Here is a 12,596-nt window from a genome sequence, read left to right as displayed (position 1 = left end):
CGACAAGAAAACTCCCGAACGGTTTTTTTTCATAATTTTGTTTGATTTTAATTATTTCAATTCTGAGTTTAATTAAATGACCGATATGAAGAGGGTGCTGCAACACCCTCTTTTTTTTCCTATTCTGAGTTTAGCATAATTTTATTGTTTTTACGTTTATAATCTATTGATGAAGAAAGTTTGATCAGCTCCAGAACATCTTCTAAACTTAAGTTATCAAACTCTCCTGTGTATCGATAATGCAATAGAGAATCAGATTCTATTACAAATTCAACATCATACTTTCGCTTTAGATCCTGAACTACTTGCTTTAGTGGAGTTTTATCAAACACCAATTTTCCTTGTTTCCAGGCAACAATTTTATCAGAATCTACTTGATCGACTTTGATATCACTTTCTTCTTTATGAAATGTGGCTCTTTGAGAAGGAGTTAATACAACAGGCGCTTCAGTCTCTTCTTGAATCACCTCTACTTTACCAGAAACTAAAGTTGTTTCTATTTTATCATCCTTAGGATATGATTTTACATTAAAAGAAGTTCCTAGCACTCTTACTTTTAAGTGATCTGTTTGCACTATAAAAGGTTTTGTGACATCTCTTTCGATATCAAAATATGCTTCCCCTTTTAAGGTTACTTGCCGCAAGGTATCCGTAAAGTTTTCGGGATAAGAAATCGAACTTCCCGAATTTAATATTACTGTAGATCCATCTGGTAAGTTGATGGTTTTCTGTCCACCATAATTTGTGGCAATATTTTTTACCACAACGGTAGAAATTTTATCTTGATTTACAATCAGACCATCATTCTGAAAATAAGTATAAGATTGCCAAATCAACAAAGGAAGTAATACCGCTGCAACGGCTGTTTGATACCATACACTTTTCCTCTTGTTTCTTTTGGAAGAAAACTTCTTATAACTTAAGTCTACATCTTCATGATCCAAACAACCAAGATTGGAAGCAACGTATTTGGCTTTAAGAATAGCATATCGTTTTTGGTGTTCTTTGTTTTCTCTAATCCATTTTAAGATTTCCTTTACTTCTTCTGGATTAGCTTCACCTTTTATATATTTTATGAGTTCCTTTTCCTGCATCTATATATGTGTTATATATATAAAGACGAGAAAAAAAGTATTACCCCCTATTCAAAGTTTAAAAAAAAGATAAAAATTCGCGAAGATGTAGTCTCATATGCTTTAAAGCCTTAGACATATGGTTCTCTACAGTTTTGATAGATATCTCCAATTCTTCAGAGATTTGTTTGTTTTTCAAGCCTTCAATTCGGCTTTTCACAAAAACTTTTTTGCACTTTTCAGGTAGCAAATCGATTCCTGCTTGTATCTGAAGTTCTAATTCTTTTTCGATAATTGTATTCGAATCGAGATCTGATAATGCCTGATGATTGATAAAAGTCTCAATTTGTGAGGCATTATTAGCCAAAGCACTTAGCTTTCCTTTTTTAGATCTTAAATAATCTAAACATTTATTTTTGGTGATTTTGAAGAGGTATCCATTAATATTTGAAGAAATATTTTTTCTTTTTTTCCACGCTTTTACAAAAACATCTTGTACGATCTCTTCAGCATCTTCTTTGTTGGAAATATAGCTACTGGCCACAAATAACAATTTGCCATAATAAAGCTCAAAAAGCACTTTAAAAGCCTCTTTGTTTCCTTCATTAATACTTTTAATAAAGTAACTGTTTCTTATGTGTATTTCCCTTTCCAACGATACAATAATACATCATAAAGGTAAATATTTTTTTGTTTTCTTAACATTTTACCAACAATCATTTAATAAAAGATGTTCAATTTTCATGAATCCTATTATTATTTAATTTGATTTATGGGAAATCAGCAAAATTTTAAGTCAAAAAACGTTTTGGTTGTAAAATCAATGTAGAAATAATTTGCAAACATTATGTTTTTTGAAGGTATCTTGTGCCCTAATCGACCCTTATATACTTAAAAGCACATCCTTCAATACAAGGGTAATAAATAATTAGATTTAAAGTAGTACGCTCAAAGGTAAGTGTAATCACATCATCCACACAACCAATTTCCAAGGTATTGGTTTCAAACGAAAACGTACCGGTACTTGTCTCCGCAGATTCAGAAAAAATATTACAAAGTGATCCGTTTTCTGACACCACGCTACCAGTTTCAAAAAAAGTGATGGTTTGATTACTTTCTACAGGTTGGAATGTTCCACTACCATCTCCAGGATCAACCAATGCTTCGACCAATTTCCATTTACCAATAACTGTTGCTTCAGGACTCTGATTGTCATCGTCGTTTGAGCAGGAAACAAAGGCAACACTTAATAATAGAATGATGATATACTTTTTCATGGTATTGATCTTTTATAAAGAGATGATCTACAAAGAAAAAGGTTGCTTGTTGTTCTTTGTTTTTACTTTCTGTCTTTTATTCGGTACATGAACTTTAATCCGCTCCAATCTTCATCTACAGCAGCTACTTTAACATCTACCAATCCAATATTCAAGAGGTACTCTCTAATAGGATCTCTTTTAAGATCCGTAGCTATTTTGGAGCTTCCTTTTGGCCAACTCACCCATAGCATTCCATTCTTTTTTAAAGCAGATTGGTATTGAGGTATGACTTCTTTAAGTGTTTCAAAAGAGGTACAAAAAACATGTATAAAATCAGCAACCTCTTCTGCAACAGCGTTAAGTTCTGTTACATCTTCGGGAAAATCGGCAAAAAGCTTATAGTAGTATTTAGGAGTATTATACAACAATATAGCATTCCCTTTTTTTATACCAAGTTTCTTTGCGAGGGGTGTTCCAGAATATCCTGCTGTTGGCATGATCAAACAATTTAAAGGTTACGTATGTTTTCTAAAGATATTAAAAGTTTGGTTAGGGCCGTTCAAAATATATAATCATTGAGATAGTTGTAAGAAAATTACAAATATCATAAGCAGCAATAAAAGGGAAGCACTTTGGTTAACAATTTATCAAGATTATAACAAAAAAGCATTGTGTAGCTACCCAAAGTTTTTTACATTCGGCCTTCAATTAAATAAGCTGCTAACAATGAAAAATACTGCTTTAACAGAAACTCACGTCGCTCTTGGCGCCAAAATGGTTCCTTTTGCAGGATATAATATGCCTGTATCCTATGAAGGTGTGAATATAGAACACGAAACTGTAAGAAATGGGGTTGGCGTTTTTGATGTTTCGCACATGGGAGAGTTTTTGATCACCGGACCCAACGCATTGGATCTTATCCAAAAAGTAACCTCTAATGATGCATCAAAACTAATTGATGGTAAAGCACAATATAGTTGTTTACCCAATGATAAAGGTGGTATTGTTGATGACTTAATTGTTTATAAAATAGCAGACGAAAAATATCTATTGGTGGTTAACGCTTCTAATATTCAAAAGGATTGGGATTGGATTAGTAGTCATAATAGTATGGGTGCAGAAATGCGTGACTTGTCAGAGGATTACTCCTTATTGGCCATCCAAGGACCAAAAGCAGCTGCTGCTATGCAATCTCTAACCTCTGTAGATCTCGAAGCTTTAAAATTCTACACTTTTGAAGTAGCTGATTTTGCTGGTATTGAACATGTAATCATTTCAGCAACAGGATATACAGGAAGTGGAGGTTTTGAAATCTATTGTAAAAATACAGAAGTAAAACAAATCTGGGATAAGGTACTAGAAGCTGGAGCTGATTTTGGAATCAAACCTATTGGATTGGCAGCTAGAGATACACTACGTCTGGAAATGGGGTACTGTCTTTATGGTAATGATATTAACGACACCACCTCCCCTATTGAAGCTGGTTTAGGATGGATCACCAAGTTTTCCAAAGATTTTATCAACGCCGAAGAATTAGGAAAGCAGAAAGAACGAGGAGCAGAGAAAAAATTAGTAGGTTTTGAATTGGATGAAAGAGGAATCCCAAGACAAGGATATGATATTGTAGATGGCAATGGAAATGTTATCGGTAATGTAACCTCAGGTACGATGTCTCCTTCTTTAGGAAAAGGTATAGGATTAGGATATGTTCCTACCATTTTTGCCAAACCGGATAGCAAAATTAATATTCAGGTTCGTAAAAAGGCAATTCCTGCTACGGTAGTTAAATTACCTTTTTACAAAGGATAATTATATAATAAAAGTAATAGGATTAAGTTTCAAGGTTACAGATCTGTAATGTTTGAAACTTAATTTTTTTAGCATCATTTCATTTTGAAAAAAATTCTGATCATAGGAGCCAGTGGTTTTATAGGAAATGCTCTATACAAAGAGCTTAATTCCTATTATGATACCTATGGAACCTATTGCAAGGACAATACGTTCTTTGAAAAAAATCAAAAATTTTTCCAATATGATATGGAATTAGAGGATATTTCTATTCTTCTGGATAATTTAAAACCTGCGATTATCATTTCTGCGATTAGAGGAAATTTCAATTCGCAATTAGATGCTCATCAACGGATCATCAACTGGATCAAAACGCATCGATCGAGATTAATTTTTATGTCGAGTGCGAATGTATTTGATTCTTTTAGCAACTATCCATCCTACGAATTTGATAAAACGCTAAGTAATAGTGTGTTTGGTAGATTTAAGATTAAGATCGAAAATGCTTTGATGCGTCTTCCTACTTCCAAATATGTAATTGCCAGAGTGCCCATGATCTTTGGGCCTGCTACTCCAAGAATTCAAGAGCTAAAAACCTTGTGCGACCTTAAAGCGCCGATAGAGGTCTTTCCCAATGTGATTATTAATGCTACTACTATTTCTAAACTGACTCAGCAAATCCATTATATCATCAATAGAAATAAAAAAGGGATCTTTCATCTTGGGAGTAATGATTTATCATATCATTTTGATTTGATCAAAGAATTATGCGAGTCTATGGTTCTAGAAGATCCTGTTTTTAAACAGGTATACGATTCTAATAACGATAGATATCTTGCTGTACTCCCTAAAGACAACAAACTCCCTAAAAACCTTCAAATAACTACACAAGAAGTTATTGAATCCGTGATTGTAAAATAATACATAACAAAATACTAAAGCCCAAAAGCCACTAAATTATTCGTCGTATCTTTGCATTATGATTGAAGAAGGGAAAAAAATCATTCTGTTCGACGGTGTTTGTAATTTGTGCAACGGAGCTATTAATTTTATCATCAAACGTGACAAACACAAAGTGTTTGTGTATGCTTCTTTGCAAAGTGAAATCGGTCAAAAACTAATTGCTGAAAGAAATATTAATACCCAGGAAATAGATTCTATCCTATTGATTGATCCAGGAGTTGCGTATTATCATAAATCTACCGCAGCATTGCAAATCGCAAAACACCTAAAAGGTGGGTATCCCCTTTTGTCTGTTTTTTTAATACTTCCCACATTTTTAAGAGACTGGGTATACGATATTATCGCCAGAAATAGATACAAATGGTTTGGTAAAAAGGATAGTTGTATGATTCCTACCCCTGAGCTTAAAGCACTATTCATCGACCAATAAGAACAAGGGTAACCTATTCGTTGATTACTCCGTAAGAAGAAGGGCCTCTTCTTTTTGCTTCTCTATAGCAGCTTTCTCCTCGTTTATCTTGTTCATATTATCAATATGTATATAGGATAAACAAAAGATAGCAAAGCAAATTAATAATACTGGTAGTAGTAACCTTTTCATTTTATTTTGGGATTAAAACAATTTGGAACAAAAAAAGACCTTACTTTTTTTACGGTATAAAAGTAAAACCAATATTTAATTCCCATTTCGACTTTTAGTATTCGTAGAGCATGAACTAGAATTCGTCAATCTAGCTAAGTCTATGTAGTTGGATTTATAGTAAAATCATGTAACCTGCTAAATACAAACAGATTATAATTTAGGTAATATTAACTAAATTTTTATTTATACAGTATATATTAAATAACGTGATACTGGACGAATATAAAACATAATAAGCCCTACTCATTAATAAGAATGGTGTCCTTATCTATTCATTTCATTTCTGGAGTATCGGTATGTAATTGTTCTGTTCCGTTTTCAGAATTTATTTTCTTTCGCAACTCTTCAGATTGTGCATCAAGCTTATTTACATTGTCTATATGTACAATACTCAAACATATAACAGCAAATGCAATAAGCGCTAAAGGAAGTAAAAGCCGTTTCATAATTATTTTTGTTTATTAGTGTGATAAAGTGATGTTTCAAAAGTATAGATTAGGTAAACACGATGTAAGGGGAGTTTAACTAAAATTAGGGAGGGGAAAATCCCCCTGCTCTATTCTATGTATTCTTGAACGTTTAAGCAATGATCATGTTTACTCAATAAAAATACTACTTCACTCATTTTACATTTCATATGGGTATAGATTAGGATACATTCGTATAGTAACCAAAAATTATACCACTATGAGAGCCATATTACTATCTATACTACTTTTGATTGCCAACCCTGCGATTGCAAATACTGGAAAAAAGACTGCATCAAATATTGAAGAAGTCACTGTTTACCTTACTGGTGCTCGAATAAAAAGAACCGCTGACATTTCTTTAAAACCAGGGGTTAACGAAATTTTAATCCATGATCTATCTCCTACAATTAATGAGAATAGCATTCAGATTTCAGGACTTAAAAACGTTTCTATATTATCGATAAACTTTGGAATCGACTATTTGAAAAAAAGAAAAACTTCAGAAGAGTTAACGGTTCTTCAAAAACAGTTAGATCAATTATTACTTGAAAAAAACAAGCTAGAAAATATCATAACTGGACTTGGTCAGGAAAAAAAATTGTTAGAAAACAATCAGCGCATCGCGAGTACAACAGAATCGCTTTCTTTGGAAAAAGTAAAAGAAATATCAGCTTATTATAGAGATAGAGCAATTGAGATTCAGAATGAAACCTATACGCATACACAGAAGATAGATCGCCTATCTGATGAAATATCTGCAATTACTCAACAAATAGACAAGTTGGACGATGATACCAAAGAACAACGAGGAGAAATCAAGGTAAAACTAGATGCACCGGTAGCTACAACTTTAGATCTTGTAGTACAATACAACGTTACCCAAGCGGGATGGTTTCCCCTATATGATATCAAATCCCAAAGTATAAAGGATCCTATCAAAATGGCCTACAAAGCTAATGTATATCAGCAAACAGGAACTCCTTGGAATAATGTAAACATTATATTATCCACGGGTGATCCAAACACTAATAATATCAAACCCAACGTTTCGCCAAAATACTTAAACTTTAGCTATGGTATTAACCGACAGCAAAATGCAATAAAACGATACGGTTATCAATACAATCCAACTGTAAAAACCATTACCGGAATCGTTCTGGATGATGACGGATTACCATTACCAGGGGTGAACATTATTGAAAAAGGAACCTCTAATGGGACACAAACTGATTTTGATGGCCGTTACACACTAGAAGTTGCTGACGGTAGAGAGCTTTCATTTTCGTACGTAGGGTTCTCGTCTCAATCCCTTCCTATTTATTCTTCGGTGATGAATATTTCTCTTGAAGAAGACGCTTCCGTTTTAGATGAAGTGATAATTACAGGGTACTCGACTTCTGGGTCATCTGGTCGCTATTCTCCAAGATCTAGTTATGCCAGAAAAAAGGAAAAAAAAGAGTATTATAATGAAGTGGTCGAGGTGAAAGAAGAAGGAATTACCAACACTCGATTCAAAATCAAGAAAAAATACAGCATACCTTCTAATGCCGATATTACCATAATAGAAATCGATAATTTTGAAATCCGAACAGATTACAATCACTATGTTGCTCCAGAATTAAACGAAAATGTATTTCTAACTGCAAAACTTGCCAATTGGGAACAGTTCAATTTACTTGCTGGAGAAGCCAACATCTACTTTGAAGGCAGTTATGCAGGCAAAACAAATATAGATCCATTGCATACTACAGACACTTTGACTGTCTCTTTAGGTGTTGATCCTAATATTGTGGTAAAAAGAGAACAACTCAAAGACTTCAAAAGCAAAAACTTTATTGGTAATAGTAAAATTGTAAATCGAGCGTATACAATCACCATTAAAAACAACAAGAAAAGCAATATAAATATCACGGTTGAAGATCGTATCCCGGTTTCCCAAAATAAAGATATCAAACTAGATGAAATTCAAACCGATCAAGCAGTTTACGATTCAAAAAAAGGAATAATGACCTGGAAGCTGGATATGCAACCTAACCAAAAACTGGAGAAACAGTTTTCGTACCAGGTAAAACATCCACGTAGCAGAAGAATTAGTCTTTAACGTCGAAATATAAAACGAAAACCGTCTCTAAAAGTCTCATCTAAGGTAAATTGATTGCTGGTGAGTTCAAAATTACCGATGTTGCGTCCATCAACCAGCATTTCTTGATTACCTCCTTGAGCAGTAATGATCGTATACGTATAGGTCCCTGAGGGGAAAGAATCCTCCAACGTATTATCAGTATTGTTGTTGGTAATAGTGACGGTTTGGCTACTTTCTTCAAAATCCCAGGTAATTAACCCACTTTCGAAATCATGATCTGTACCCACAAAACCACCTGTAACATTTATCAAATTCCAGACCCCATCTACACCAGTTAGCGGGATTATAACATTAGTATCGTCATCTCCACTGCATCCTAATACTATGATTAATATCGTTATATAGAGTACCCTTTTCATTTGTAATAAGTTTTGGTTAATTCTTTCTATATAACTGTAGATGAAGACCTTTTAGTGTTCGTTGCGTTATTAAATGTTAAAAATTAGAATGAATTAGATACTTTTTCTTTTACAAATGTAGTTCCGAGATGATGTACCTCTTCTATCAATGCTATTAAATCATCCTTGGTTGTTAAAGGATTCATCATTGTTGTACGTAGATATTTTTCTTCATTTATGGTAGTCTGTACAACATAAAATTTACCCGATTGAATAAGAGCTTGTCGTATGTTATTATTCAATGTATTTAAATCAATATCGACCTGTTCCGGAGCATATCTAAAATTCACAATATTTGCTTGTGGATGATGAGCAAGCTCAAAACTTTCTTGTTTGTCTATCATTTCAGAAAATGTCTCTGCCAGATCATACAGCGTATTTACATTTTGAGTAAAAGCTTCTTCTCCGTATGCTTTCAAAATCGCATAAACTTTTATAGACATCATCAATTTGGTACACTCAAAAGTTCGCTTTCCAGAATTATACCATTCTTGAGAATGCTGAGAATCCCATAAATATTGTGCTTTTTGCTCAAAGGTGCGATACGAGTCTATTGAATTTTTAAATATCAGAGCGGTATTTAATGCAGGTGTCATCAACATCTTATGGAAATCCAAAACTACAGAATCTGCTTTTGCAATTCCTTTTACCATATGCTTATATTTTTCTGAAAAAATAACTCCGGCACCATGAGCTCCATCTACATGAAACCATAGGTTATGTTTATCCGCAAAATCTCCTAAATAATCGAGATCGTCGTAAGATCCCGTTGCGGTAGAACATGCGCAACCGATAATAGCAATAACGTGTAATCCTTTTGATTGGGCTTCTTCCAAACAACCAGCCACTTTTGAAGTATCGATACTATAATCACCGTTTACTGGTACCTTGACGATGCCTTCTTCTCCTAACCCTAAAATCCTTGCCGCTCGATCTATACAGTAATGTGCCTCTTCTGAAACCAGTATCGCTAACTTTTCCTGATGTCCTTTTTCCCATACCGAAGAAGGCGCTTTTGCTTTTCTAGCTGCTAATAAAGCAGTAAGATTAGCTAAACTTCCTCCCGAAGTAAGCAATCCCGAGGCATTTTGATCGTATCCTATTCGCTGAGCTACCAAATCGGTTACAATTCGTTCTATAGCATTAGCCGCCATTCCCATCTCATAAACCCCTGTTCCATTGCTCATCACGTCAGATATTAATCCCGACAAACTCGAAATAAATGCAGGTACTGCTACCTGATGGCCAATATATCTTGGGTGATGCACATTGATCGATTGGGACAAAATGTTCCCAAACATATCCATAACTCCGGTATCCGAAGAGAAATCTTTTTTCCAATAATCTAGAACCACTTCTGGATCTTTATACGGTAGTACCGGGTGTTCTCTGTCACTTTGTACTTTTTCCAAATGATCTGCAAGCAAATCAATAAGCTCATGCCCTATTGTTCTAAAAACTGATGGGTCATACACATTCTCCAAAACATTTTTTTTCATAGCAAAAATCTTTCCCATTAGACATCTATTCGTTTTCAAAATTAATCATCATTATTTATAATAAAAAATACTTAATTTTGATAGAATAATAACAAAAATGTATTAATGAATATTCAGACTTTACGAAATATTATCGTGCTAGCAGAAAAATTAAACTTTACCCGAGCTGCAGAGGAACTCAATATTGTTCAACCCGCTCTAAGTAGACAAATCAAACAGTTAGAAGATGAAGTTGGAGCTATATTATTTAAAAGAGATAAACGTAATGTAGCGCTTACTCCGGCAGGAGAATACTTTGTAAAAGAATCAAAAAAGCTCATTGCCAATGCAGATAGGATGACTAAACAGGCTGCATATATTCATCATGGAGATGTGGGAGAGATTAGAATTGGTTTTACACACTCTATTATGCAAACCATATTACCTAGCATATTGAAAACCATGAATGCTCAAATCCCTGGAATAAAAACCGTTTTACGAGAAATGAATAACCGGGATCAGTACTTAGCGTTGCAACAAAATGAATTGGATATAGGATTTGCCACCAACCCCTTGATCCCTTTTAACCTAACCAGTAAAGTATTACATATTGATAATTTTGCAGTGCTCTTGCCAGAAGATCATCCTGTAACGATATCCAACTATACAAATTTCTCTGTATTCTCTACTGATCAGTTTATTTTCCCATCAGTTGCCGATGGCCCCAACTATGTACATATTCTAGAATCTATATGTATTGATGCAGGTTTCAATCCTAAGGTAGTTCACGAAACAGATTCTGCTAGTTCCAGTTTTAGATTAGTTGAAGCTGGGTTAGGAATATCTTTAGAGCCTATATCCTCACTGCATGACCACAATTTCCCAATAAAAAGTATTGAATTGGATAACATTGCGCAAAAAGCCAAGTTGACCATGATATGGAATCCTGAAAGAGAATCAGAATATCCTATCCTGTTTGAACTTTTAAAAAATTGGTCTGTGGAGTAACATCTCTTTATTCTCCAGGATAATTATCATCCCAATCTTTAACATGTGGATCTCCTAGTTTTCCAACAGATTTGGCTACAATCATAGATACCGTGGCATCACCAGTTACATTAATGGTAGTACGAAGCATATCTAACGGTCGATCTACCGCGAAGATTAATGCTAATCCTATCGGTAACTTGTCCGAAGGAAATCCAATAGCTTCTAGAACAATCACCAACATCACCATACCCGCACCAGGTACTGCAGCTGATCCTATAGAAGCAAGTAAAGCAGTAAGTACAATAGTAATTTGATTACTGAATGTTAACCCTTCTGGCCACAGCACCTGCATAATAAAAACAGAGGCTACAGCCTGATACAAACTGGTACCATCCATATTAATAGTTGCTCCTACTGGCAATACAAAACTGGAAACTTCCTTATCTACTCCGATATGTTCTTCTACTCGCTCCATGGTAACAGGAAGCGTAGCAGCACTAGAACTGGTAGAGAACGCCAATAATTGTGCTGGACTTATTTGTTTTAAAAACCAAAGAGGAGATTTTTTAGTAATAACAGCAACCAAAATACAGTAAAAAACAATCATTAAAGATAACCCAAACAACACCACTCCTGCATACTTCAATAGCGCTAATAAGATATCCGGATCATCAGAGGTGACTACCACATTGGCTAACAAAGCAAACACTGCGTATGGTGCTGTAAGCATGATCAAGTCGACCATTTTTAGCACAACTTCATTCAAACTATCAAAAAACTTCTTCAGTGGCTCAGATTCTGACGGTTTAACCAACAACATACTTATCCCTAAGAAAATAGCGAAAAATATCACCTGCAGCATTAACTTGTTATTACTCATCGCAGCCACCGCATTTTGTGGTACCATATCCACTATAAATTGCAACGGACCACTTTCCTTCTGTCTACCAGCTTCAGCAATACGCTCAGAAATCTTTGAATTTCCTGCATACTCATTGGTTAACTTTTCAATAGTAGCTTCGGTAATTCCATCCCCAGGTTTTGCCACATTTACGATCAACAGTCCGATCGTAATAGCCACCACGGTTGTTAGAATATAAATCACAATGGTCCTTCCACCTATCGCCTTGAATTTTGAAATATCTTTCAGATCAGAAATACCTTTGATTAATGATGCTAAAATTAAAGGCACTGCAATCAATTTAAGAAGGTTCACAAAGATAGTTCCCAAGGGAGCTATCCAATCTCCAGTAAATCCTTTACCCCAAGAAACAGTTGTCATTATAAATCCGAATACTATCCCCAATAGCATTCCAATCATAATTTTCCAGTGCAGTGCTAGCTTTTTCATAAAAGTAATTTGTATAAAGTGGGTCGAATATATGAATTAA

General features: G+C 34.5%; 13 protein-coding genes. 5 read left to right on the top strand and 8 right to left on the bottom strand.

Annotated features, from left to right (window positions below; genetic code table 11):
* Positions 1-119 precede the first annotated feature (119 nt).
* From BUE24_RS02355 to BUE24_RS02340, 4 genes are all read right to left on the bottom strand, one after another.
* On the bottom strand, positions 120-1,094 hold the full coding sequence (locus BUE24_RS02355) for a FecR family protein (RefSeq protein ID WP_073313390.1): 975 nt from the start codon (positions 1,092-1,094) through the stop codon (positions 120-122).
* 58 nt (positions 1,095-1,152) lie between these two features.
* Complete coding sequence (locus tag BUE24_RS02350; RefSeq protein ID WP_170864530.1) at positions 1,153-1,728, bottom strand: RNA polymerase sigma-70 factor; 576 nt, start codon at positions 1,726-1,728, stop codon at positions 1,153-1,155.
* 217 nt (positions 1,729-1,945) lie between these two features.
* Positions 1,946-2,350 (bottom strand): lipocalin family protein, encoded by a 405-nt coding sequence (locus tag BUE24_RS02345; RefSeq protein ID WP_073313388.1) that lies wholly within the window; start codon positions 2,348-2,350, stop codon positions 1,946-1,948.
* 62 nt (positions 2,351-2,412) lie between these two features.
* Positions 2,413-2,829 carry a DUF3052 family protein gene (locus BUE24_RS02340; protein ID WP_073313385.1) on the bottom strand — a complete coding sequence of 139 codons (417 nt, stop codon included), beginning with the start codon at positions 2,827-2,829 and terminating at the stop codon, positions 2,413-2,415.
* Positions 2,830-3,058: 229 nt separating this feature from the next.
* Here BUE24_RS02340 and gcvT point away from each other — a divergent pair, with 229 nt between their 5' ends.
* From gcvT to BUE24_RS02325, 3 genes are all read left to right on the top strand, one after another.
* Positions 3,059-4,141: a glycine cleavage system aminomethyltransferase GcvT gene (gene gcvT, locus BUE24_RS02335; RefSeq protein WP_073313382.1), complete on the top strand. Its 1,083-nt coding sequence runs from the start codon at positions 3,059-3,061 to the stop codon at positions 4,139-4,141.
* A gap of 84 nt (positions 4,142-4,225) precedes the next feature.
* The gene (locus tag BUE24_RS02330) at positions 4,226-5,041 is read left to right on the top strand and encodes a sugar nucleotide-binding protein (RefSeq protein WP_073313380.1); all 816 of its coding nucleotides are present in this window, start codon (positions 4,226-4,228) and stop codon (positions 5,039-5,041) included.
* Between the two features lie 58 nt (positions 5,042-5,099).
* Entirely contained in the window at positions 5,100-5,513 is a 414-nt protein-coding gene (locus BUE24_RS02325) for a thiol-disulfide oxidoreductase DCC family protein (protein WP_073313377.1), read from the top strand.
* A gap of 485 nt (positions 5,514-5,998) precedes the next feature.
* Here BUE24_RS02325 and BUE24_RS23800 read toward each other — a convergent pair whose 3' ends face one another.
* Complete coding sequence (locus tag BUE24_RS23800) at positions 5,999-6,172, bottom strand: hypothetical protein (RefSeq protein ID WP_170864529.1); 174 nt, start codon at positions 6,170-6,172, stop codon at positions 5,999-6,001.
* Positions 6,173-6,413: 241 nt separating this feature from the next.
* On the opposite strand from BUE24_RS23800, the gene BUE24_RS02320 reads away from it, so the two are divergent.
* Positions 6,414-8,297 carry a DUF4139 domain-containing protein gene (locus BUE24_RS02320; protein ID WP_073313373.1) on the top strand — a complete coding sequence of 628 codons (1,884 nt, stop codon included), beginning with the start codon at positions 6,414-6,416 and terminating at the stop codon, positions 8,295-8,297.
* Here the strand turns inward: BUE24_RS02320 and BUE24_RS02315 are convergent.
* Together BUE24_RS02315 and BUE24_RS02310 are read right to left on the bottom strand one after the other, a co-directional pair.
* A complete protein-coding gene (locus BUE24_RS02315) occupies positions 8,294-8,698 on the bottom strand; it encodes a hypothetical protein (protein WP_073313370.1) in 405 nt (134 codons plus the stop codon). The two genes, BUE24_RS02320 and BUE24_RS02315, sit on opposite strands and share 4 nt — an antisense overlap.
* Positions 8,699-8,781: 83 nt before the next feature.
* Entirely contained in the window at positions 8,782-10,254 is a 1,473-nt protein-coding gene (locus tag BUE24_RS02310) for a pyridoxal phosphate-dependent decarboxylase family protein (RefSeq protein WP_244548106.1), read from the bottom strand.
* A gap of 87 nt (positions 10,255-10,341) precedes the next feature.
* Between BUE24_RS02310 and BUE24_RS02305 the strand changes: the two genes are divergently transcribed.
* Positions 10,342-11,223 (top strand): LysR family transcriptional regulator, encoded by an 882-nt coding sequence (locus tag BUE24_RS02305; protein ID WP_073313367.1) that lies wholly within the window; start codon positions 10,342-10,344, stop codon positions 11,221-11,223.
* A 7-nt stretch (positions 11,224-11,230) separates the two neighbouring features.
* Here BUE24_RS02305 and BUE24_RS02300 read toward each other — a convergent pair whose 3' ends face one another.
* Positions 11,231-12,556 carry a dicarboxylate/amino acid:cation symporter gene (locus BUE24_RS02300; protein ID WP_073313364.1) on the bottom strand — a complete coding sequence of 442 codons (1,326 nt, stop codon included), beginning with the start codon at positions 12,554-12,556 and terminating at the stop codon, positions 11,231-11,233.
* Positions 12,557-12,596: the final 40 nt, after the last annotated feature.

It is taken from the genome of Aquimarina spongiae (assembly GCF_900141785.1).
Taxonomy (GTDB): Bacteria; Bacteroidota; Bacteroidia; order Flavobacteriales; family Flavobacteriaceae; genus Aquimarina; species Aquimarina spongiae.
Note: the sequence above shows the minus strand (reverse complement) of the source record. Positions and strands in the feature narration are given on the sequence as shown.

What these genes read in the sequence shown, in the direction of transcription:
- BUE24_RS02355 (WP_073313390.1), bottom strand. Translation starts at nt 1,094, where the DNA reads ATGCAGGAAAAGGAACTCATAAAATATATAAAAGGTGAAGCTAATCCA.
- BUE24_RS02345 (WP_073313388.1), bottom strand. Translation starts at nt 2,350, where the DNA reads ATGAAAAAGTATATCATCATTCTATTATTAAGTGTTGCCTTTGTTTCC.
- BUE24_RS02340 (WP_073313385.1), bottom strand. Translation starts at nt 2,829, where the DNA reads ATGCCAACAGCAGGATATTCTGGAACACCCCTCGCAAAGAAACTTGGT.
- gcvT (WP_073313382.1), top strand. Translation starts at nt 3,059, where the DNA reads ATGAAAAATACTGCTTTAACAGAAACTCACGTCGCTCTTGGCGCCAAA.
- BUE24_RS02325 (WP_073313377.1), top strand. Translation starts at nt 5,100, where the DNA reads ATGATTGAAGAAGGGAAAAAAATCATTCTGTTCGACGGTGTTTGTAAT.
- BUE24_RS23800 (WP_170864529.1), bottom strand. Translation starts at nt 6,172, where the DNA reads ATGAAACGGCTTTTACTTCCTTTAGCGCTTATTGCATTTGCTGTTATA.
- BUE24_RS02320 (WP_073313373.1), top strand. Translation starts at nt 6,414, where the DNA reads ATGAGAGCCATATTACTATCTATACTACTTTTGATTGCCAACCCTGCG.
- BUE24_RS02315 (WP_073313370.1), bottom strand. Translation starts at nt 8,698, where the DNA reads ATGAAAAGGGTACTCTATATAACGATATTAATCATAGTATTAGGATGC.
- BUE24_RS02310 (WP_244548106.1), bottom strand. Translation starts at nt 10,254, where the DNA reads ATGGGAAAGATTTTTGCTATGAAAAAAAATGTTTTGGAGAATGTGTAT.
- BUE24_RS02305 (WP_073313367.1), top strand. Translation starts at nt 10,342, where the DNA reads ATGAATATTCAGACTTTACGAAATATTATCGTGCTAGCAGAAAAATTA.
- BUE24_RS02300 (WP_073313364.1), bottom strand. Translation starts at nt 12,556, where the DNA reads ATGAAAAAGCTAGCACTGCACTGGAAAATTATGATTGGAATGCTATTG.